The sequence below is a fragment of the Eoetvoesiella sp. genome (genome assembly GCF_035555955.1).
Classification (GTDB): domain Bacteria; phylum Pseudomonadota; class Gammaproteobacteria; order Burkholderiales; family Burkholderiaceae_B; genus Eoetvoesia.
This window is the reverse complement of the sequence record NZ_DATMGA010000012.1, coordinates 1-20,267: the sequence shown is the minus strand read 5'-3', so window position 1 is coordinate 20,267 and position 20,267 is coordinate 1. Positions and strand designations below refer to the sequence as shown.

The window sequence follows — 20,267 nt, the reverse complement described above, 5'->3', positions numbered from 1 at the left end:
CCATGGAAGCTTTCTTGCTTGCCTATATGGCGCCGGTCATGTTCGGTATGTTGGTCATTTTGCTGTTGCTAGGGTTTCCTGTTGCTTTTTCGCTGGCGGCCAATGGCATACTGTTCGGCCTGATCGGCATCGATCTGGGGTTGCTGTCGCCGTCCTTGTTCCAGGCCTTGCCGCAGCGAGTGTTCGGGGTCATGTCCAATGAATCTCTGCTGGCTGTGCCGTTCTTCACCTTTATGGGGTTGATCCTGGAGCGTTCCGGTATGGCCGAAGACCTGCTGGAAACGGTCGGGCAGTTGTTCGGCCCGCTGCGTGGCGGTCTGGCGATTGCTGTGGTTCTGGTAGGGGCCATGCTGGCCGCGACGACTGGTGTGGTGTCAGCCTCGGTCATTTCCATGGGCCTGATCTCGCTGCCCATCATGTTGCGCTACGGCTATGACCGCCGGCTTGCGACCGGCGTGATCGCCGCATCGGGTACCTTGTCGCAGATCATTCCGCCGTCGCTCGTGCTGATCGTGCTGGCTGACCAGTTGGGACGTTCTATCGGCGATATGTACAAGGGTGCATTCCTGCCGGGCTTCGCCCTGACGGGGTTGTACGTACTGTATGTGGTGGTAATGGCCTTGTTTCGCCCCAAGGCGGCGCCCGCCATCCCGCCGGACGCCCGCACGTTCATTGAGCCCAATGGTGGGCACGGCGTGGTGTCCTTGCTGGTGCTGATGGCCCTATCAGTTGCGGTTTCGGTCGGCGGGGTGAAACTGTTGCTGAACGGGCAGGCCCATGTGGACGAACTGATCGTCACCAGCATTCTGCTGTGGGGGGCTGCGGCCTTCGTCATGGCTGCGCTGAACAAGATCCTGCGCCTGGGGCTGCTGTCGAAGATCGCCGAGCGTGTCACCTTCGTCATGATTCCGCCGCTGGCGCTGATCTTTCTGGTGTTGGGCACGATCTTCATCGGCGTGGCCACGCCTACCGAAGGCGGCGCAATGGGGGCTGTCGGTGCCTTGATCATGGCGATCATCAAGCGTCGCTTGAACCTGAAGCTGCTGCGCCAGGCCATGGATACCACTACAACCCTGACTTGCTTCGTGGTGTTCATCCTGATCGGCTCGTCGGTGTTCAGTCTGACCTTTCGCGGCGTCAATGGCGATCTGTGGGTGGAACATCTGCTGACCGGCCTGCCGGGTGGCCAGATGGGCTTTCTGATTGTCGTCAGCCTGTTGACGTTTGGTTTGGCCTTTTTCCTGGACTTCTTCGAACTGGCCTTCATCATCGTGCCGCTGATCGGCCCCGTGGCTGACAAGATGGGCATCGACTTGATCTGGCTGGGTGTGCTGCTGGCCGTCAATATGCAGACGTCCTTCATGCATCCACCATTTGGCTTTGCACTGTTTTATCTCAGATCTGTGGCACCCAAGAGCGACTACAAAGATAAGGTAACCGGCAAATTAATCGCCAAGGTCACGACGGGTCAGATCTACTGGGGCTCGTTGCCATTCATCGTTATCCAGATCGTCATGGTGGTAGCTGTATTGATGTTCCCGCGCATAGTTACGCATTACAAGGCAGATCGTCCCCAGATCAATATTGATGAAATCAAAATAGATCCCGGGAATTTTGGTGGCTATGGTGGTGCGGGATATGGGGTTTATGACGACGGCAAGACGGGTTCGGGCAATACTTCTTCCGGCGCCGCACCGTCGGCTCCGTCCGACCAGGACTACAACAACATGTTCAAATAACACAGCGGCAGGAATTGCCTTTCAATGGCTTGCCGGACGGCTTCCGGTGCCTTGGTTTGCAGGAACAGACGGCACCGCTCCAGGCCCTCCGATGCGCCTTCGGTGATGATTGCTTGTCCCATAGATGCAACCATTGAGCCCGCAGAGCTTAGGCGTCAACGACTAGAGCATGTCTTGGTTTGTACTCCATTTGGGCGTACAATTATTATTCTATTCCGAGAGGCTTGCCATGTCCAACATAGTAGAAGCAAAAGGTGATCGACTTCAGGTGCGCCTGAACGCTGAGGCCAAGACCGCGCTACAACGCGCGGCTAACTACCGTCATAAGACAGTGAGCCAGTTCGTGCTGACGACGGCTTTGGCCGAAGCCGAAAAGGTCATTCGCGAGAACGAGGCCGTAGCGCTGTCGGCGGCGGACTGGAAGGTATTTTACGACGCTTTGAACAATCCTCCCGCGCCGAATGCCGCGTTGCGGAAGGCGTTTGCCAAGTATCAGAAGTCGGCTGAATGACAGCCATGCCATCACCATGGCAGGCCTTGGCGTTTGATAGCAAGGTACATGATCGCACTGCTTTCTCCTGTGGCGCTGCTGAACTTGACCGCTATCTGCGAGAGCATGCTTCGCAGGACATCAAACGGGATGTTGCTCGTGTCTTTGTGGCTGTGCGGCCCGAAACCGTGGCGATCTGCGGTTATTACAGTCTGAGTGCGATGAGCTTCCAGCGCGATGAACTGCCTGCGGAACAGGCCAGGAAACTGCCGCGCTATCCCGTTCCGGCTGTCCTGCTTGGTCGCTTGGCTGTCGATCGCGATGCTCAGGGATCGGGCTTGGGCGAGTTCCTGCTCATGGATGCGATGTACCGCACGTTGCTTGCAACACAAGTGATGGCGGTACACGCCATGGTCGTGGATGCGAAAGACGCTGCTGCCGCCAAGTTCTATCGCAAATACGGGTTTATTGTTTTTCCGAACAATACCCGGCGGTTGTTCCTGCCGATGGCGACGATACGTCAATTGCAGGAGTCTTGAACTCGGGTATTCCAGATCTCCCATACATGGGAAGAGCCCTTGTTTCTTCCAGGCAACAAAAAACCCAACCGGCAAGGGTTGGGTTCAGTGTATGTGGTGGCCTGGGGCTCACTCGAAAAACTCCCCGGCTGGCCTGATTTTATGCGGCTCTTGCGACCGTGGTCAATAGCTGGGGAGTGATTTGGGATGCGGGCCCGAAACGCGTTGGTTACGTGTCGCTGATGCCGAAGTCACGGCACTAGAACTGGAACAAGAATTAAAAGATAACAACACGCGCGAGATCCCGACAGGTCAGTATGAGCATCTTTGGGATAGCTGTGCGTGGCATCCGAACCTGGCAGCGAGGGGAACCGGGCAAAGGGAAAGAGCGGGCACAAGAGCATAATGAGTCCTTTTCGGGGACTGTTTGCTCGGACAACCCCGTTTCAATAGCCTGCCTCTTTCTGGTGTCGGAAGGCCAGGATGTACACCGCGTCGTCGGCCAGTTCATGATGGTACAAGGCGACATAGCCCGAATCACCAAACGCAATAACCAGTTCACGCAACTCCGGCATTTCCGGAAAGGGTCGGCCAATGTCGGGAGCTGTTTCCAGCAGCAGGAATTGCCTTTCAATAGCCTGACCGGCTCGTCTGGCGGCTTCTGGTGCCTTGGCTTGCAGGAACAGACGACACCGCTCCAAGCCTGCTGACGCGCCTTCGGTGACGATTACTTGTGGCACTCTGGCACCGCAATTTCCTCATCGGTTCCCCAGGTGTTCAGCCAAGTACGAACTTCCTGGCCGGTCAGGTGGCGGCCTGTTTCCTTGTAAGCAGCCCAGGACGCCAAGGCTTCCTGCTTGAAGTTCTCTCGCGCTTCCTCGCGCTCGACGTACTGCCGAATGGCTTCGAGCATGATCCAGTGCGGTGAGCGGCGGCGCTGGCCAGCCAGATGCTGGACACGGCCTTTCAGGCCGTCGTCGATCTTGAGAGATGTTGCCATAATGGGCCTTTTATCACTTGGTAATACCTAGTGATATTAGCTTGTTCGTGAGTTGTAGTCTACCCCCAGGGATTAAGGGTTCTCGACCCAGTTGACAAGCATGGCGTGTAGCTCGCTAAAAGCCTCATTAGGTTTCAAGGCTTCCCCTTCAATGGCAAACGATACCTCCATCCGTTGTGTGGTGGCGACATGGATCCAATTCCTGCAATGAAAACGTATCAGAGGGAATAATTCTGGATAAACCTCTGACAAAACGGGACTTTTTCTCAGCGGCTCTTGTATCTCGGCAAATGTTTGTGCGATCAGCTCCCTTAACTCCGGCGAAGAAATGGCCTCGGAAAGTTTGGCTAATAAAACCATGGCAACCAGCGCATCGAAGCGGGCGGCAGCGGATGGGCTTTTATCGGCAATCGTAGTCAGAAGGCGTCTGCTTCCATGGTCAAAAGGTGCCAGCCTCGGCTGGTCTTCATATTGACTTGGCTCATTTTCAAACAAAAGCGACACGACTACAGGGTCGAGGCTGCGTAGTGCTTCCTCGATCTGAATTTGATTGAATTCATCGCCCCGCAACACAGACCATAGCGGGCTACGGAACCATCGCGCCGTGCCGGGAAATACCGCTTCTGCTTGCGTGATTGAATTTCTAGGGCCAGGTTTGTCGTAAGGAACCTTTTTCCCTTTTTTGTAGCCATCCCACTTCCGAGGACGTGCTACATCGACATCTCGCTTACGTACTAAATCTCCGTCCAGCCGCATTTCAATTGCATAGGCGGAGGGCAGTCCAGATACATGCAGGACACCAAAGAACCATGTCCGTGTCCGAAGCTGATCTACATGATGTGCTTTAGGGCGTCCTCGACCACGAGGGAGTTCGGTTTGAAGCATGCTCGTCTGATCTGGAGTACTGAAAATACGAATATTGTAGCGGGTGGTGGGGATAAGGATAGTCACGAACAATGCGAAGCAACCGAGCAGTCGGTCTCATGATGTATCTGTACCATCTGTCGCCGCTGCTCTGCAAATTGTGCCCGGTCATAAGCGCTTCCAAGCTCCTCCTTGGACTCATGGGCGAGATGACGCTCAATGACCTCAACATCAAAACCAAGACGTTCGCGAATCAGCGTTCGAGCTGTCGCACGGAAGCCGTGGCCGGTGATCTCGTCCTGTGTGCTGTATCCGAGGCTTCGGATGGCAGCATTAACGGTGTTGTCGGACATGAAGCGACTTTTCTCCGACCGTCGGCTGATGCTTCTGAAAACTGGCCCGCTGGGGCCGGTAATGCCCTGGAGGTTCTTCAGAATATCGACCGCTTGGTATGGCAGCGGGACGATGTGATCCGTTCCGCCGCCTAGGGCTCGTCGGGCTTTAGTCTGCTTCATTTGAATGCCAGGGCAACGCCAGAGGGCTGCAGGCAGATCAAGTTGTTCCCATAGCATTTGTCGAACCTGGCCTGGCCGCTGAAAAATCAGCGGCATGAGTTGTAGTGCGGCCTTGGTAATTGCGCTGCCGCGATAGGCGTCCAGGTCGCGGAGTAGCTGACCGAGTTTTTTCGGGTCGAGGATTGCCGCCATGTGCTTGACGCGGGGAGCTGGCAACGTAAAGTCAGCGACACCTTTCGCCATGAAGTTTTCAGTGGGCAGTAGTACGGTGCGAGTGACAGCATGGCGGTACGTCCGTTGAATTGACTCACGCAGCCGTATTGCCGTTTCACGGGTGCCGGAGGACGAAACCGCCTGGAGTGTCTCCAATACATCTGCGGTCGTGATGAGCCCGATGGGCAGCTTTCCCAGGCGGGGAAATGCATGAAGCTCCATCATGCGAAGAACACGATGGCTGTAACCAGCAGTCCATTCATGTGTGGCGGTGGCATGTTTGTGCCAGTCGCGAGCGATTTGCTCGAAGCTAGCAAGATCCCGCAGGCGCGCTGCTTCGCGCTTTTCCAGCTTTTCGCTTCTAGGATCTTTACCGACTGCGATCAATTGAAAGGCGTTTCGCGCCCTTGATGGGAAAATTCGTCAATTTGCTTGATGCTCAACATTTGTTATTCCCTGATTCCGAAGTTATTACCCAACGATATTTTGGGTAATAGCCTGGGGGGTGCCAAATGTGAGCCCCACTGCGACCATTTGAGATCTACCGCGATGCGAATGATGCGGAGGTCTTTGATCTTCTTGGTTTTTCTGAGTCTCGGTGCGTTGCAATGAAAATCAGAAAGGAAATGCGTGGTGGCCTGGGGCGGAATCGAACCACCGACACAAGGATTTTCAATCCTCTGCTCTACCGACTGAGCTACCAGGCCACAACGTGAAAGGCAGAATCATACACGAAATTTAAGGTGCGTGCAGAAAGCCGGGTTCCCTCTGCGGGAGCCGGATCATAGCAAGAAGGGGGCTTTCCCAAGGGCTGAATCTCCCTTTATTGAGAATCATAAGTATTCAATCCACAAGGGTTTTTGCCTTTTATCAAGGGAATCTCGGTCTTGCCGGTCGCGTTACACCGATTTTCGTGCGCGCGTTTATAATCTATGCCTATCTACGGGTATTTCCTGACGGCTTTTCGCTATTCCATGTCTGTCGACGTCCTAACTTTTGGCCTGAATCATGTTTCCGCTCCGGTGTCGGTGCGGGAACGCGTGACGTTTCCGATCGACGTGCTGCGGCCCGCGCTGGACGGCTTGCGTTCGGCGTTCGGGGCTTCGGTAAAGGAAGCCGCCATTCTTTCCACCTGTAATCGCACCGAAATCTACTGTGCGGCCGAGCCGCACGTGCGCGAGCAGCTTCCCGTGTGGATGGCCGACTTCAACCGGCTGGAATCGGGCAGCCTCAAGCCGCACCTGTATCAGTACCAGCAGAACGAAGCCGTGCGCCATGCATTCCGGGTGGCCAGCGGGCTGGATTCCATGGTGCTGGGCGAGCCGCAAATCCTGGGCCAGATGAAAGACGCCGTGCGCGCCGCCGACGAGGCCGGGGCTTTGGGCACGCTACTGCATCAATTGTTTCAGCGCACGTTTTCGGTGGCCAAGGAAGTCCGTTCGCAAACGGCCATAGGCGCGCATTCGGTGTCGATGGCGGCCGCGGCGGTGCGCCTGGCCGAACGGGTGTTCGGCGATCTGTCGCAAACCAATATCCTGTTCATCGGCGCGGGCGAAATGATCGAGCTGTGCGCCACGCACTTCGCCGCCTTGCAGCCCAAGCGCATGATGGTGGCCAACCGCACGCTGGAGCGCGCCGATCTGCTGGCCTCGCGCTTTACCGCGCAAACCATGCGCTTGTCCGAGCTTCCCGAAAAGCTGGCCGACTTCGACGTCGTCGTGTCCTGTACGGCAAGCTCCCTGCCCATCCTCGGACTGGGGATGGTGGAAAGGGCTACGCGTTCGCGCCGGCACCGTCCCATGGTCATGGTCGATCTGGCCGTGCCGCGCGATATTGAAACCGAGGTCGGAAGGTTGGACGACGTTTACCTGTATTCGGTCGATGACTTGGGCCGCATGGTGCAAAGCGGCACCGATGCGCGCCGCGCCGCGGTCGTGCAGGCCGAGGCCATTATCGAGACGCGGGTGCAGAATTTCATGCACTGGCTGCAGAACCGCGAAATCGTGCCCACCATCGTCGAAATCCATCAGGCCGCCGACAGGGTGCGGCAGGCCGAGCTTGAAAAAGCCCGCCGCTTGCTGGCCAGGGGCGAATCGGCTGAAGCCGTGCTCGAGGCGCTGGCCCATGGCCTTACACAAAAATACATGCACGGCCCGCTGGCCGCGTTGAACCGCAGCCAGGAAGCCGAGCGCGATCAGCTCATCGCCATGCTGCCGCGTCTGCTGCCCACGGTCGACCGTCGCCGTTAGCGGCGCTTTCCTTCTCCGCGCCGTTGCCTGTGCGCTTCGCACAGGCTGATCCACCCTGATCCATTCAGCTTTATCTCCCCTCCTCATTTATGAAAAATTCCATGCGCAACCGGTTGGAGCATCTGGCTCACCGCTTGGTTGAAATCGATGCCATGCTGGCCGAACCCGAGATCGCCGCGGATATGGATCGCTTCCGCAAGCTGTCGCGCGAGCGGGCCGAGCTGGAGCCGGTGGTCAACGCATTCGCGGCCTATGTCGCCGCCGAGGGCGACATCGAGGCGGCCCAGGAAATGATGGGCGATCCCGAGCTGAAGGCCATGGCCGAGGAAGAGTTCAAGCTGGGCAAGGAAAAGCTGGAAACCCTGGCGGCGGAATTGCAGGTGCTGTTGCTGCCGCGCGATCCGGACGATGGCCGCAGCGTGTTCCTGGAAATCCGCGCGGGCACGGGCGGCGACGAGAGCGCGCTGTTTGCCGGCGACCTGTTGCGCATGTACAGCCGCTATGCGGAAACACGTGGCTGGCGTGTCGAGCTGATGTCGGCCAGCGAGTCGGAGATTGGCGGCTACAAGGAAGTGATTGCGCGCATTGGCGGCGACGACGTGTACGGCAGCCTGAAGTTCGAATCGGGGGCGCATCGCGTGCAGCGCGTGCCGGCCACCGAAACACAGGGGCGCATCCATACCTCGGCGTGCACGGTGGCCATCCTGCCCGAGGCCGATGAACTGAGCGACATCGTCATCAATCCCTCGGATCTGCGCATCGACACCTTCCGCGCCAGCGGCGCGGGCGGGCAGCACATCAACAAGACCGACTCGGCGGTGCGCATCACCCACTTGCCCACCGGGCTGGTGGTGGAGTGCCAGGACGACCGGTCCCAGCACCGCAACAAGGACAAGGCCATGCAGGTGCTGGCCGCGCGCCTCAAGGACAAGCAGCAGCAGGAGCAGCACAGCAAGGAGGCCGCGCAGCGCAAGAGCCTGGTGGGGTCGGGCGATCGTTCCGAGCGCATCCGCACCTACAACTATCCGCAAGGGCGGGTGACGGACCATCGCATCAACCTGACGCTGTATAAGTTGCAGTCCATCATGGACGGCGACCTGGACGAGTTGACCAAGGCGCTGCTGGCCGAACACCAGGCCGAGCAGCTGGCGGCCATGGGCGAGGAATAGGCCTGCATGGAGACGGTGCGCGGCGTGCTGGCGGGCAGCCAATTGCCCAGGCTGGAAACGCAGATGCTGCTGCAGCATGTGTTGCGCGTGCCGCGCTCGTGGCTGATCGCCCACGATACGGATCCGCTGGATCCGCAGGCGGTAGCGCGGTTCCAGCGCCTGGCCGGGCGGCGCCTGCGGGGCGAGCCCATGGCCTACCTGGTGGGCCAGCGCGAGTTCATGGGCCACGAGTTCAAGGTCGGACCCGGCGTGCTGATACCGCGCCCCGAAACCGAATTGCTGGTGGAAACGGCGCTGCGGCATCTGGACAAGCCGGGCCTGGACGCGCCCCGGGTGCTGGACCTGGGCACGGGCAGCGGCGCCGTGGCGATTTCCATTGCGCTGGCCTGCCCGAGGGCCCGGGTCGTGGCCACCGATGTCAGTGTTCAGGCGCTTGCCGTGGCGGCGGACAATGCCCGCAATCTGGGGGCCGAGGTCGAGTTCCTGTGCGGCAATTGGTACGAGCCCATTGCCGGTCAGCCCCGGTTCGATGTGATTGTCTCCAATCCGCCCTATATCGCCGCAAGCGATCCGCATCTGGAACAGGGCGATTTGCGCTTCGAGCCCAGAGGGGCGCTTACCGATGGCGGCGACGGCCTTGGCGCCCTTGAAATTATCACGCGCGGCGCCACTTCAAGGCTGAGGCCAGGTGGCGTATTATGGATGGAACACGGCTGGGATCAGGCGCCCGCCGTGCGCAGTTTGTTGCAAAGCACCGGCTTTAGGCAGGTAGGCAGTTCAAGCGACCTGGCCGGTATCGAGCGGATTACCGGCGGGTCTTTATAATGTGGTTGATTATTGTCCAGGAAACGAGAGCACCATGAGCGAAGTTCAAGATTTTATTAAGGAAACCGTTACCAGCCACCCCGTCGTGCTGTTCATGAAGGGTACGGCCCAGTTTCCGCAATGCGGTTTTTCCGGCCGGGCCATCCAGATTCTGAAGGCGTCGGGCGTGACCAAGCTGGTAACCGTCAACGTGCTCGAAGACGAGGAAGTGCGCCAGGGCGTCAAGGAATACGCCAATTGGCCCACCATTCCCCAGTTGTACGTGTCGGGCGAGTTCCTCGGCGGCTCCGACATCATTGCCGAAATGCATGAAAGCGGCGAGCTGCTTACCGTTCTGAAAGAGGCCGGCGCGCTTGAGTAATGCGCAGCGGGCCGGCGGGGGGGCTCCCAACGTAGCGGGGCAGGGTGCCGCCAGGCATTCCTGTCCCGTTTGCATAGCCAGGGCCTTGCCATGAGCGGCAAGCGCCGGCTCGTGGTCGGCATTACGGGCGCCACGGGCGCCACCTATGCGGTGCGCATGCTGCGGGCCTTGCAGGGTGTGCCCGATGTCGAGTCGCATCTGGTCGTTTCGCCCTCGGGCGTGCTGAACATCAAGTACGAGCTGGGCATGACGCGCCAGGAGGTGCACGCGCTGGCCGACAAGGTTTACAGCTTTCGCGATGTCGGGGCTACCCTGGCCAGCGGCGGCTTCGCCACCACGGGCATGATCATCGCGCCGTGTTCCATGCGAACCTTGGCCGCGGTGGCGCACGGGTTTTCCGACAACCTGCTTACCCGGGCGGCCGACGTCACGCTCAAAGAGCGCCGGCGCCTGGTCATGATGGTGCGAGAAACGCCTTTCAACCTCGCGCATTTGCGCAATATGACGGCGGTAACGGAAATGGGCGGCATCATCTTCCCGCCGCTGCCGGCGTTTTACCATCACCCCGCCACCATCGACGAAATGGTCGATCACACGGTGGCCAGGGTTCTCGAATTATTCGATATCGCGGTTCCCGGGCCGCACTGGGAAGGCGTGGGCCACGGCGCGCAATAGCGCTAGCCGGCCTCCGGCCTGGCGAGCTCCTGCAGGGAATCGACGGCCCGCACGTCCACCGGCGCAGCATAGCCGTCCTTGTCGCGCCCAAAGTGCAAGACCGTATGGGGGTAGGGCACCTCGATGCCGGCGGCATCGAAGCGCTGCTTCAGCAGCTTGTTGTAGCCGCGCTGGACCGCCCACTGGTTGCCGGGTGTCGTCTTGATAAGCACGCGTATCCTGAAGCCATGCTCGTTCAGGGCGGTCACGCCGGGTATGGAAATATCTTCCAGCACTTCGGGGGCAAGCTCCGGATCCTGCATCAAGTCCTTGAAAGCCATTTCCATCTGGGCAATCGCCTGGTCCACGTTCTCGCGGTGGGCGACGTTGTACTCGCCGTAGTGGTAGCCGTAGTCGCGGGTGTGGTTGCTGACTTTGTCGATGCTGGAGAACGGAATCAGGTGGTAGCCGCCGTCCAGCGTGCGGATGACGACCGAGCGGATGGTGATTTTTTCCACCGTGCCGAACAGGCCGCAGACCTCGACGATGTCGTTCTGGTTCATGCCGTTTTCAAGCTGGATGAACACGCCGGTAATGACGTCCTGCACCAGCTTTTGCGCGCCGAATCCTATGGCCAGTCCGGCCACGCCGGCGCCGGCTATCAGGGGCCCGATGTCGATGCCGATTTGCGAGAGTACGACCAGCACGGTCATGGTGGCGATGACCACGGCGGCGGCGTTGCGAAACAGCATGAGCAGGGTTTTCTCGCGTTCGCTGGGGCGGCGGTGCAGGCCGCCCGCGCCCAGGCGATGTTCGATGAGGCTGGCGATTATGGTCCAGCTCAGCGCCGCAATCGCCAGGATGACGCCTACTTTCAGGACGACGGCGATCACGGCGCGGCCGCCGTCCGAACCCAGCCAGGCCCCGAGGTCGAAGGCATGCCAGGCATCCAGCACGACAAGCGCCACCAGGATGAGGATCAGCAGCCTGAGCCCTTTGAGGGCGGCCGGAACATAGGAGTTGATGCGGGTCTCGAGCAGAGGCAGGGCTTTGCTCCAGGACTCGGGCACGACGATGCGGCGGGCCAATAAAGACGACAGCGCGGCGGCCAGCAGGGCGCCGGCGATGATCGCCACGACCGATTGCGCCGTGGCGATCATCATGAAAGCCAGTGCCAGCTGCTGCTCGGCCTGGCTGGCGACCAGCAGAACGGTCAGGTAGGCAATGGCAATGACGTGCCATAACCGCGCCAGGACGCGGATCAGCGTGCCGAACACCGCGGTGCTCGATTTTTCCGCCCAGGCGGTCAGCCCGGCCTTGACGCTTTTGCGATGGCTCCAGACCACGCGCACGCCGTAGATGTATACGCCCAGCATGATCAGCAGGCCCAGCAGGCGGCCGAGCGAGGGCAGCATGATGGCCTGGGTGATGGGCACGACGGCCAGCAGGCAGTAGCCCGTCAGGCCGATCAGCAGCGTCAGCCAGCGGTTCCAGTAGCGCGCCGTGGCGGGCTGCAGCGGCAGCAGGCGAAGGTGTTCGTAGCGGGTGGCGAAGACGCCCCGGGACAAGGCCTTGACGGCCTCTATCATGGCGAATGCGCTCAGGAACTGGAAGGCGAGTCCGGTCGCGCTGTTTTCCTGCCCAGCCAGGAACAGGGCCGCAGCGTAGCCCGCCAGCGTCGCCAGCAATGTGGCCGCAAGGTCGACGGCCAGCGCGGCCGCGACGCCGATGAGTTTTCGGCTCAGGGCCAGGCCGGGTTTCCTGCGTCCGCCTTCCCTGGGCTGTTCGGTCTGTATCCAGCGGTTCAGGCGGGCGAACGCCGCGCCCGCCGCCAGCCTGAAAACCAGATATGCCGCCAGGGTGGCAAGCACGGTGGCGGCCAGGAGGCGGAGCGCGTCGCCGTGCGACGGCGCTGTGGCAGTGAAAGGCAGCTTGCCTTGTGCCAGGGACTTGACGGCTGCCGCGGCGCTGGACAGGTCGTTGGTGGTGTGCCGCAGCGTCAGGGCCAGGCGTTGCGTCGGCGATATGTGCTTGCCGGCGTCTCCCGAAATCTCCACTTGTGAACCTGCTTGTGTGGAGGCGTTATCGGCGCGGGGCGGGTGTGCGCCGGTTTGCGGTTGCGCTTTGGAATCGCCCTGGGGCGCCATGGTGCGCAGTTCCTGGATGAGCTGGTCGCGGGTCTGGGGATTTTCCAGCAGGTCGGCAAGCACGGCGTAGGGGGTTTCGTTGCCGGCCGCGGGCGGGCTGGCTTGGGCATGGCCCGGGATGTGCACGGCCAGGCCGGCCAGGAGGAAAAAAATACCGATAAGAACCTTGCAAAAACACGGGCTCAAAGTGTTGTGGGCCGTATCGAAGCGCATGCGGCGGACTCCCTTTGATCGTTGGCGGTGAACAAATAAAAAAGCACGTAGCGTGTTGTTGGTTATGAAGCCAGCCAAACAACACGTTGATCACGTGCTTATATAAAAGGGTAACACCCGCATGCCGGCTTGTCAGGCCGGGGTTCGCCGCGCCGCTACAGGGAACGCAGATCCGTCATGAATATGGTTTTATGCGGCCGGCCGCCTTCGGCGGAGGTTTGTCCGCCGTCATCGTCGCCGTTTTCGCGGTCCGGGGCCAGGCCGGGATTGTCGAAGTCTTCGCGGTCGAAGGCCATGTCGCCTTGCGCATCGGGCGTGCCGGTCACGGCAAGCCCCGCGAAGTCGAACAGGTTTTGATCCATGAGGTGGGTGGGCACGACGCGCGAGAGCGCGCCGAACACGTTCCAGGATCGGCCCGGCATTTTCTTGTCCCATTCCGCGATCATCCGGCCGACTTCCTTGCGCTTGAGGTTTTCCTGGGAGCCGCAAAGATTGCACGGAATGATGGGAAACTGCTTGAGCGCGGCATAGGCGATGAGGTCTTTTTCCATCACATAGGCCAGTGGCCGGATGACGATGTGCTTGCCGTCGTCGGACATCAGCTTGGGCGGCATGGCTTTCATGCGCCCGCCGTAGAACAGGTTCAGGAAAAACGTGGCGAGGATGTCGTCGCGATGGTGGCCCAGCGCGATTTTGGTGGCGCCCAGTTCGTCGGCCACGCGGTACAAAATGCCGCGGCGCATGCGCGAGCACAGCGAGCACATGGTCTTGCCTTCGGGGATGACGCGCGTCACCACGGAATAGGTGTCCTGGGTCTCGATGTGGTAGGGCACGCCCAGGTTCTTCAGGTATTCGGGCAGGATGTGGTCTGGAAAACCGGGCTGCTTCTGGTCCAGGTTGACCGCCACGATGTCGAACTTGATCGGCGCCCGCGATTGATGCGTCAGCAGCAGGTCGAGCATGCTGTATGAGTCTTTGCCGCCCGACAGGCATACCATGACCTTGTCGCCTTCCTCGATCATGTTGAAGTCGGCGATGGCGCGCCCGGTTTCGCGCATCAGGCGCTTGGCCAGCTTGTTGTCGTCCACACGCTGTTTGTGCGCGCGGCGGCGGTCGGCCCCGGCATCGGCTGGCGTATCGGGGCGGCTGTGGCGGTCGCCCGGCTCGTGGCCGGGGGCGTCGGGTAAGGGCGGATTCTGGGAAAGCATGGCAATAAACCCGCGGTTGCGCGGTTTCTACAAGTAAAGGTTAGCGGCTGCGCTGCAGCTCGATGCCGACGGCGGCGCAATCCGAGAAGGCGTTGGGTTTGCTGATGCGGATCCTGACCCGGCTGATTTCCGCGAAATCGCGCAGCAGGCGATCCACGACCTGCTCGATCAGCGTTTCCAGCAGATTGACGTGCGCCTGGGTGCATTCCTGCACGATGGCGTTGCGCAGCAGACGATAGTCCAGTACGGTTTGTATGTTCTGGTCGTGCACGGGCTGGCTGATGTCGACGTCGATTTCCGCATCGATATGCAGGGGCTGGGTGGCGCGCAATTCGTGTTCAAGAATGCCGATGCGTGCATCGAGGGCGAGTTGCGAAAAGAATATGCGGCGTGTGGACATGGCGTAGACCTTAACGGGGTGGCGCAATTGTAGTGCGATTACGCGGCCGGGCGGGAACTGCGCGCCGTGCCGGGGCCCTGCATGCTTGTTTGTCACGTTCGCGGCGATGCAGGACAATGCAGGGTGATACGCCACCAGGACGCGAGACCCTGGGGTATGCACTGGATGGAGCGCAATGCAGGCAAGCACAGAACACTACGATGCGGTAATTATAGGAGGCGGGCCGGCCGGCGTGTCGTGCGCCGTATGGCTGGCGCGCCTGGGTTATGCCCCGGTCCTGCTCGAGGCCGGCAGCCGCATAGGCGGCCTGTGCCGGATGCATCCCTTCCCCGACGACTGGAATGCCTCGCTGCCGGGCATGACCGGCCCGCAGGTCGCCGACAATCTCGAACTGAGCCTTGAACAGGCCGGGGTGCCGGTGCTCTTGTCGCATGCCGTGGCTCATATCGAGCCCGCCGGTCGGGAATTCATCGTAACCGCCAGGCACGAAGGCGGCGAAGCCACGCTGCGCGCCGCGCACGTGGTACTGGCCACGGGCGTTACCGCGCGCGGCCTGCCGCAGGCGGACACGGCGGCCGCCGGAGCCGGGTCGGCCCAAGCCGGAGGCAAGGGCATGACGGCGAGCTCGTCCGTACTGATCGGCCCGGGCGCGCACATTGTGGCCCAAGACTTCACGGGCAAGCAGGTGGCGGTGCTGGGGGGCGGCGACAATGCCTTCGAAAACGCCTTGTACGCCATGCGGCATGGCGCCTCGCTGGTGCAGGTTTACGCGCGCAACGTGCGTGCGCAACAGCAATTCGTGCGCCAGGTCCCGGCCGCGCAAATGCATGTGGGCGAGTACCAGGTCGATGTCCAGGCGTGCGCCGTCAATGGGCGGCGCTACGACCTGATCCTGGTGTTCTATGGCTGGGAGCCCAATGCACGCTTTGCCGGCAGCCTTGACCTGAGCCGCGGCGAACAGGGCTTTATCGCAACCGATGCCGCCACGGCGCAAACCAGCTTTCCAGGGGTCTACGCCATTGGCGAGGTCACGCAGCGCCAGCATCCTTGCGTGGTAACCGCCTTGGCCGACGGCGTCACCGCCGCCAAGGCCATTCAGGCGCGCATCGAGCGAGGGCGCGGCTGATTTGGCGATCCCCGGATGCAGTCTGGCGGAAACCGGATAGATGCGGGAATGTGCCTTGGGTATCTTCCAAGTGTCGGGACCCATTCCGGGTTGTCCCCCCAAGGAGAACTGATCATGTCCAAGGTTGCTTACGATGCTTACCGCGAGGAAGTCGCAGGCCGTGCGTCTGTCGAAGATACGCCCGAACTGGTGGAGTACTACGAGGAGCTGGGACGGCTGAACACGGCGGCGTTGTGGACTGTCGCCAACAAGATCGAGCCGTGGCAGCCCAAGTCGCAGTCCGTGCCGATGTTGTGGCGATACGGCGACCTGCGCGAGCATGTGCTGCGCTCGGTGTCTTTGGTGTCGCCGGAAAAAGCGGGCCGGCGGGTCATCTACCTGGACAATCCCGGCCGGAGGGATGTGGCGGCTGCGGTGGGTTGGCTGTATTCGGGTCTGCAGGTGATGCATCCGGGCGAGGCGGCCTCGGCGCACTGGCATTCGTCTTCGGCATTGCGCTTCATCATGGAGGGCCGTGGCGCCTACACCATCGTCAATGGCCACAAGATGCCGCTGGGCGCCAACGATTTCGTGATCACGCCCAATGGCTGCTGGCACGAGCACGGGGTCGGGGAGGACGGACTGCCGTGCATCTGGCAGGACGGGCTGGACATCCCCTTGGCAAACGCCATGGAGGCGGGGTTCTTCGGCGTGCATCCCGATCTGCATCAGGCTGTCGGCCATCCTGTGGATGACTCCGTCGGAATATGGGGAGCGCCCGGCTTGCGGCCGCAGGACGTCAAATGGAGCCAGCCCTACTCCCCGTTGTTCAAGTACCAGTGGGAGCCAACCTACGAGGCGTTGCTGCGCTATGCCAAGGTTGCCGACGACAACCCCTGCGATGGCATGCTGATGCACTACACCAATCCGGTCACCGGCGGCCATGTCATGGCCACGATGGGCGCCAGCATGCAATTGCTGCGGCCCGGATTCGTCGGCAAGGCGCATCGCCATACCGGCAGCTTCTTGTATCAGGTGGCCAAGGGCCGTGGCTACTCGATCATCGACGGCCGGCGCTTCGACTGGCAGGAGCACGATATCTTCTGCGTGCCTTCCTGGGCCTGGCACGAACACGTCAATGCCTCGCAGACCGAGGATGCCTGCCTGTTCTGCTTCAATGACCTGCCAACCATCGAGAACATGGGTTTCTACCGGGAAGAGATGCTGGCCGACAACAGCGGCCACCAGCCGGTGCTGCTTCAAGCGCAGGCCGGACAGGAGCTTGTTTCGGCCTGATCGACGTCCATCGTTCCGTTTGCGCGAAGGCATGCTGTTCCGGCGGGGTCCGGGGATGGGGCGCGCGGTTGTTCGGCGCCCGGGCCTGGCGTACTATTGAAGCATATAGGTCGGGGGCGTTCGCCGCCGACCGTGCTTTCTTCAGCGAAGCGAGAGGCTGGAAATGGCCGACTTACTGGCGGAATGGACCGAGCCCCTGTTCAGGCAGCACATGCTGCTTGCCTCGGACGATGTCGACGAGATCCGTTTGCGTGTTGCGGAACTCTTGAACGACCATATCCTGGAGCCGCGCGGCGCCACGCTGGCTGCGCGGCTGCATGGCGTCAAGGCCGGGGTGCTGAGTGTCTGCATGCTCGAGTACGGCGAGGCGGTTACCGTCGAAGAAACGCGCCCCGCCGGAGAGTTTCTGCTGCTTCAGATGCCGTTGTCCGGATCGGTGGATATCGAATGCGATGAAGGCAGTTGGACGGCCGGCCCCGGGTCGGGGGTGATTTTGCCCTCGAATATGCCGCACCGGCTTGACTGGAAGGCCGGGGCCACGCAGATCATCCTGAAAGTGCCGCTTGGCCGCCTGTATGCGGAGTACGGCAGTTTGACGGGCGTCCACCCTGGCAAGCCGCTGAAGTTCAACCGGCGGATCGACCTGGGCTCGGGGGACGGCGAGCAATGGAATGCCTTGATGCGCTATTTCTGCGAGCAGGCCGCGCAGCCGTCGCCCTTGGGCTGGTTGAAGGCCAGGGTTGCCGAAGAGGCGCTGATGCGCCATCTTTTATGCGCGCAATCCATTTCTCTGCGCGAGCATTACTTTGGCGGCGACTGCGCCCAGGTGCCCAAGCGTCTGCGGCGCGCGCGAGAATTCATAGAGGCTCACCTGCACGAAGGCATTTCGCTGGACGACATCGCAGAGCACAGCGGTACGAGCCTGAGGAGCTTGTCGCGTATGTGCCAGCTTCAGTATGGCGCCAGCCCCATGCAATTGTTGCGAAACCTGCGCCTGGACAAGATACGGCAGGAACTGCTGAGCGCGTCCGTGGACAGCAATGTTTCCGAAGTGGCGATGCGCTGGGGTTATACGCATCTGGGCCGATTTGCCGCGGCTTACCGGAAGCGGTTCGGCGAAGCCCCCAACGAAACGCGTCAGGCCGGCGCCGCGGCCGTCAGGATGCACTCTGTTCTGGCTGGTTCGGAGACAGTCACGTCGAAGGCTCGCAGTTCGTCGCGCCGGAATACGTGAACCGTTACCGTGTCGCCGGGCTGGTAGGCTTGTAAAAGGCGGTCGGGGCCGGTCTCGGTGACGCGCAGGCCGTTGATTGCCACCAGTATGTCGCCCGCCGACAGGCCCGCGCGGTGCGCCGCCCCGCCTTCGAAAACCGTGGCCAGCACGGTTTCTCCGTGTGCCGGGCGGATGCGGACGTCGAGCGTCGGCGTTGGCGACGCGGCCTTCAATTCGAGCCTGATGCCTTGCTGCCGCAACAAGGATTGCAGCGGAATGTCTTCGCGCCCATCGACATAGCGGGCAATGAAGTCCGAGACATCGACGCCGGTGGCTTCGCGAACGAGCCTGGCGATGGAGTTTTCGGGCACGCCCTTGCCCGAGCCCTGGTAGAAATCGCGGCCGTATCTGTCCCACAGCAGGCGCATGACATCGTCCAGCGAGCGGCTGCCCCCCGATTCGCGCCGGATGGTCATGTCCAGACCCAGCGCGGCAAGGGAACCCTTGGTGTAGTAGCTGACCAGGGCGTTGGGCGAGTTCTCGTCCTGCTTGTAATAGCGGGTCCAGGCATCGAACGAGCTTTCCGCGATCGACTGCTTGTGGCGGCCCGGCGTGCGCAGCACGCCGCTGATGGCTTTGCCCAGCAGGCGCAGGTAGCTGGCCTGGTCGATGGCGCCCGAGCGCAGCAGCATCAGGTCGTCGTAATACGAGGTGAAGCCTTCGAATACCCACAGCAGGCGGGTGTGGTTCTCGCGGCTCAGGTCGTAGGGCGCAAAGGCCGCCGGCTTGATGCGCTTGACGTTCCAGGTATGGAAGTATTCGTGGCTGACCAGCCCCAGGAAAGTCTGGTAGCTATCGCCCGGGTTGTCCTGGCCGAGGGTGGGCAAATCGGTGCGTGCCGCCATCAGTGCGGTGGAGGCGCGGTGTTCCAGCCCGCCGTAGCCGTCGGCCGTGACCATGGTCATGAAGACGTAGCGGTCGGACGAATCCAGGAAGGGCGCACGCTTGCTGGCGGGCTCGAACAGCGCAATCTGGGCGGCGCAGATTTTTTGCGCGTCGGCGGCGATGCGCTTGAGGTCGATATTGGGCGCCAGGCCCGTGAACACCATTTCGTGTTCCGCCCCGTGCGCCTTGAAGCGGACGCACTGCGGAGTGCCCATTTCGACCGGGTGGTCGAGCAGCGCGTCGTAGTCGGGCGCCCGGTACATGCCGAAGCCGTGGCGGCGCGCGGCCAGGCTATGGCCGGCCGCTTCGGGCAGGCTAGTGTAGACCTTCCAGTTGCGGGCGTGCGGCGGAGCGAGCAATTCCACGTAGCAGGGTTCGTGCTCGTGTCCGGTTGCGCCAAGAAACACGCTGGCGCCGTTGAAAAAGGCGTGGGTCTGGTCGAAGTGGGCGCCGCGCACGGAAAGATCCCAGGCGTAGACGGTGTATTCGAGGGTAAGCGGTCCTGCGCAAGGCGCGCAGCGCCAGCTGTGGTTGCCGGTCTTGCGCACGGGCACCGGCTTTTTGCCGCTGCGGGCGCTTATGCTGGTGATCTGCCGCGAAAAATCGCGGATGAGGTAGCTGCCGGGAATCCAGGCGGGCAGCGTGAACTCCTGGCCTTTCGGATTGGGCCGGCGAATGATGAGTTGCACCGAGAACTGATGGCCGGCGGGGTCGGACGGCGTTAGGCGGTAAAGTAACGGTTCTTTATTCATTCCTCAATATTACCTGCAAGGAGTCAACATGAGCGCAGCATTGGTGAAAATTGAAACTCGCGGTCGCGTCGGGTTGCTGGTGCTGGATCGCCCCAAGGCCCTGAACGCGCTGAACAACGACGTGGTGGCAGAGCTGGCCGCGGCCCTGCGCACGTTCGACGCCGATCCCGGGATCGGGGCCGTGGTGCTGACCGGCAGCGAAAAGGCCTTTGCGGCAGGGGCCGATATCGACGCCATGCGCAACTGGTCGTATACCGACGTGTTCAACCAGGACTACCTGGGGCACGATTGGGAAGCGCTGCGGCGCATCCGCAAGCCCATCATTGCTGCGGTGTCGGGCTACGCGCTGGGCGGCGGCTGCGAGCTGGCCATGCTGTGCGACTTCATCATC

The 20,267-nt window shown here is 61.3% G+C and carries 20 protein-coding genes and 1 tRNA gene; 12 read left to right on the top strand and 9 right to left on the bottom strand.

Going from position 1 to position 20,267, the window contains the following annotated elements; translation table 11 throughout:
- Window positions 1-2 precede the first annotated feature (2 nt).
- The 3 genes from VNT00_RS02775 to VNT00_RS02760 all read left to right on the top strand — a co-directional run bounded on the left by VNT00_RS02775 (window position 3) and on the right by VNT00_RS02760 (window position 2,768).
- Window positions 3-1,739, top strand: coding sequence for a TRAP transporter large permease (locus VNT00_RS02775; RefSeq protein ID WP_325584282.1), 1,737 nt, complete (start codon window positions 3-5; stop codon window positions 1,737-1,739).
- A 229-nt stretch (window positions 1,740-1,968) separates the two neighbouring features.
- Window positions 1,969-2,250 (top strand): type II toxin-antitoxin system TacA family antitoxin, encoded by a 282-nt coding sequence (locus VNT00_RS02765; protein WP_325584280.1) that lies wholly within the window; start codon window positions 1,969-1,971, stop codon window positions 2,248-2,250.
- Window positions 2,247-2,768 carry a GNAT family N-acetyltransferase gene (locus VNT00_RS02760; RefSeq protein ID WP_325584278.1) on the top strand — a complete coding sequence of 174 codons (522 nt, stop codon included), beginning with the start codon at window positions 2,247-2,249 and terminating at the stop codon, window positions 2,766-2,768. The genes VNT00_RS02765 and VNT00_RS02760 overlap by 4 nt, the downstream gene beginning before the upstream one ends.
- Before the next feature lie 425 nt (window positions 2,769-3,193).
- Here VNT00_RS02760 and VNT00_RS02755 read toward each other — a convergent pair whose 3' ends face one another.
- The 5 genes from VNT00_RS02755 to VNT00_RS02735 form a co-directional block, all read right to left on the bottom strand.
- Window positions 3,194-3,487, bottom strand: coding sequence for a type II toxin-antitoxin system RelE/ParE family toxin (locus tag VNT00_RS02755; protein ID WP_491700827.1), 294 nt, complete (start codon window positions 3,485-3,487; stop codon window positions 3,194-3,196).
- Window positions 3,475-3,747 (bottom strand): CopG family ribbon-helix-helix protein, encoded by a 273-nt coding sequence (locus VNT00_RS02750; protein WP_325584276.1) that lies wholly within the window; start codon window positions 3,745-3,747, stop codon window positions 3,475-3,477. The genes VNT00_RS02755 and VNT00_RS02750 overlap by 13 nt, the downstream gene beginning before the upstream one ends.
- Before the next feature lie 72 nt (window positions 3,748-3,819).
- Window positions 3,820-4,698, bottom strand: coding sequence for a hypothetical protein (locus tag VNT00_RS02745; protein WP_325584274.1), 879 nt, complete (start codon window positions 4,696-4,698; stop codon window positions 3,820-3,822).
- Complete coding sequence (locus VNT00_RS02740; RefSeq protein WP_325584272.1) at window positions 4,695-5,726, bottom strand: tyrosine-type recombinase/integrase; 1,032 nt, start codon at window positions 5,724-5,726, stop codon at window positions 4,695-4,697. The genes VNT00_RS02745 and VNT00_RS02740 overlap by 4 nt, the downstream gene beginning before the upstream one ends.
- A 244-nt stretch (window positions 5,727-5,970) precedes the next feature.
- Window positions 5,971-6,046: transfer RNA gene (locus VNT00_RS02735), tRNA-Phe, on the bottom strand.
- A gap of 267 nt (window positions 6,047-6,313) precedes the next feature.
- Between VNT00_RS02735 and hemA the strand changes: the two genes are divergently transcribed.
- The 5 genes from hemA (at window position 6,314) to VNT00_RS02710 (ending at window position 10,618) form a co-directional block, all read left to right on the top strand.
- Complete coding sequence (gene hemA, locus VNT00_RS02730; RefSeq protein ID WP_325584270.1) at window positions 6,314-7,588, top strand: glutamyl-tRNA reductase; 1,275 nt, start codon at window positions 6,314-6,316, stop codon at window positions 7,586-7,588.
- An 89-nt stretch (window positions 7,589-7,677) separates the two neighbouring features.
- Window positions 7,678-8,757, top strand: coding sequence for a peptide chain release factor 1 (gene prfA / locus VNT00_RS02725; RefSeq protein ID WP_325584268.1), 1,080 nt, complete (start codon window positions 7,678-7,680; stop codon window positions 8,755-8,757).
- Between the two features lie 6 nt (window positions 8,758-8,763).
- Window positions 8,764-9,582: a peptide chain release factor N(5)-glutamine methyltransferase gene (gene prmC / locus VNT00_RS02720; protein ID WP_325584266.1), complete on the top strand. Its 819-nt coding sequence runs from the start codon at window positions 8,764-8,766 to the stop codon at window positions 9,580-9,582.
- Between the two features lie 34 nt (window positions 9,583-9,616).
- On the top strand, window positions 9,617-9,943 hold the full coding sequence (grxD, locus tag VNT00_RS02715; protein WP_325584264.1) for a Grx4 family monothiol glutaredoxin: 327 nt from the start codon (window positions 9,617-9,619) through the stop codon (window positions 9,941-9,943).
- 90 nt (window positions 9,944-10,033) lie between these two features.
- Complete coding sequence (locus VNT00_RS02710; RefSeq protein WP_325584262.1) at window positions 10,034-10,618, top strand: UbiX family flavin prenyltransferase; 585 nt, start codon at window positions 10,034-10,036, stop codon at window positions 10,616-10,618.
- A gap of 2 nt (window positions 10,619-10,620) precedes the next feature.
- On the opposite strand, the gene VNT00_RS02705 is transcribed toward VNT00_RS02710, so the two are convergent.
- The 3 genes from VNT00_RS02705 to folB form a co-directional block, all read right to left on the bottom strand.
- Window positions 10,621-12,957, bottom strand: coding sequence for a mechanosensitive ion channel domain-containing protein (locus VNT00_RS02705; protein WP_325584260.1), 2,337 nt, complete (start codon window positions 12,955-12,957; stop codon window positions 10,621-10,623).
- A 155-nt stretch (window positions 12,958-13,112) separates the two neighbouring features.
- Window positions 13,113-14,165 (bottom strand): tRNA 2-thiocytidine(32) synthetase TtcA, encoded by a 1,053-nt coding sequence (gene ttcA / locus VNT00_RS02700; RefSeq protein ID WP_414650871.1) that lies wholly within the window; start codon window positions 14,163-14,165, stop codon window positions 13,113-13,115.
- Window positions 14,166-14,205: 40 nt separating this feature from the next.
- Window positions 14,206-14,565 (bottom strand): dihydroneopterin aldolase, encoded by a 360-nt coding sequence (folB, locus tag VNT00_RS02695; RefSeq protein WP_325584258.1) that lies wholly within the window; start codon window positions 14,563-14,565, stop codon window positions 14,206-14,208.
- A 175-nt stretch (window positions 14,566-14,740) separates the two neighbouring features.
- On the opposite strand from folB, the gene VNT00_RS02690 reads away from it, so the two are divergent.
- The 3 genes from VNT00_RS02690 to VNT00_RS02680 all read left to right on the top strand — a co-directional run bounded on the left by VNT00_RS02690 (window position 14,741) and on the right by VNT00_RS02680 (window position 18,200).
- Complete coding sequence (locus VNT00_RS02690; RefSeq protein ID WP_325584256.1) at window positions 14,741-15,691, top strand: NAD(P)/FAD-dependent oxidoreductase; 951 nt, start codon at window positions 14,741-14,743, stop codon at window positions 15,689-15,691.
- 114 nt (window positions 15,692-15,805) lie between these two features.
- Window positions 15,806-16,966: a cupin domain-containing protein gene (locus VNT00_RS02685; RefSeq protein WP_325584254.1), complete on the top strand. Its 1,161-nt coding sequence runs from the start codon at window positions 15,806-15,808 to the stop codon at window positions 16,964-16,966.
- Window positions 16,967-17,129: 163 nt separating this feature from the next.
- Window positions 17,130-18,200: an AraC family transcriptional regulator gene (locus tag VNT00_RS02680; protein ID WP_325584252.1), complete on the top strand. Its 1,071-nt coding sequence runs from the start codon at window positions 17,130-17,132 to the stop codon at window positions 18,198-18,200.
- On the opposite strand, the gene VNT00_RS02675 is transcribed toward VNT00_RS02680, so the two are convergent.
- Window positions 18,104-19,876, bottom strand: a complete 1,773-nt coding sequence (locus VNT00_RS02675; protein ID WP_325584250.1) for a M61 family metallopeptidase — start codon at window positions 19,874-19,876, stop codon at window positions 18,104-18,106. The two genes, VNT00_RS02680 and VNT00_RS02675, sit on opposite strands and share 97 nt — an antisense overlap.
- 28 nt (window positions 19,877-19,904) lie before the next feature.
- Between VNT00_RS02675 and VNT00_RS02670 the strand changes: the two genes are divergently transcribed.
- Window positions 19,905-20,267, top strand: a 363-nt coding sequence (locus VNT00_RS02670; RefSeq protein WP_325584248.1) for an enoyl-CoA hydratase-related protein, incomplete at its 3' end; no start/stop codon positions are given.

Coding starts and splice junctions, on each gene's coding strand:
- VNT00_RS02775 (WP_325584282.1), top strand. CDS start 3: ATGGAAGCTTTCTTGCTTGCCTATATGGCGCCGGTCATGTTCGGTATG.
- VNT00_RS02765 (WP_325584280.1), top strand. CDS start 1,969: ATGTCCAACATAGTAGAAGCAAAAGGTGATCGACTTCAGGTGCGCCTG.
- VNT00_RS02760 (WP_325584278.1), top strand. CDS start 2,247: ATGACAGCCATGCCATCACCATGGCAGGCCTTGGCGTTTGATAGCAAG.
- VNT00_RS02750 (WP_325584276.1), bottom strand. CDS start 3,747: ATGGCAACATCTCTCAAGATCGACGACGGCCTGAAAGGCCGTGTCCAG.
- hemA (WP_325584270.1), top strand. CDS start 6,314: ATGTCTGTCGACGTCCTAACTTTTGGCCTGAATCATGTTTCCGCTCCG.
- prfA (WP_325584268.1), top strand. CDS start 7,678: ATGAAAAATTCCATGCGCAACCGGTTGGAGCATCTGGCTCACCGCTTG.
- prmC (WP_325584266.1), top strand. CDS start 8,764: ATGGAGACGGTGCGCGGCGTGCTGGCGGGCAGCCAATTGCCCAGGCTG.
- grxD (WP_325584264.1), top strand. CDS start 9,617: ATGAGCGAAGTTCAAGATTTTATTAAGGAAACCGTTACCAGCCACCCC.
- VNT00_RS02710 (WP_325584262.1), top strand. CDS start 10,034: ATGAGCGGCAAGCGCCGGCTCGTGGTCGGCATTACGGGCGCCACGGGC.
- VNT00_RS02705 (WP_325584260.1), bottom strand. CDS start 12,957: ATGCGCTTCGATACGGCCCACAACACTTTGAGCCCGTGTTTTTGCAAG.
- ttcA (WP_414650871.1), bottom strand. CDS start 14,165: ATGCTTTCCCAGAATCCGCCCTTACCCGACGCCCCCGGCCACGAGCCG.
- folB (WP_325584258.1), bottom strand. CDS start 14,565: ATGTCCACACGCCGCATATTCTTTTCGCAACTCGCCCTCGATGCACGC.
- VNT00_RS02690 (WP_325584256.1), top strand. CDS start 14,741: ATGCAGGCAAGCACAGAACACTACGATGCGGTAATTATAGGAGGCGGG.
- VNT00_RS02685 (WP_325584254.1), top strand. CDS start 15,806: ATGTCCAAGGTTGCTTACGATGCTTACCGCGAGGAAGTCGCAGGCCGT.
- VNT00_RS02680 (WP_325584252.1), top strand. CDS start 17,130: ATGGCCGACTTACTGGCGGAATGGACCGAGCCCCTGTTCAGGCAGCAC.
- VNT00_RS02675 (WP_325584250.1), bottom strand. CDS start 19,876: ATGAATAAAGAACCGTTACTTTACCGCCTAACGCCGTCCGACCCCGCC.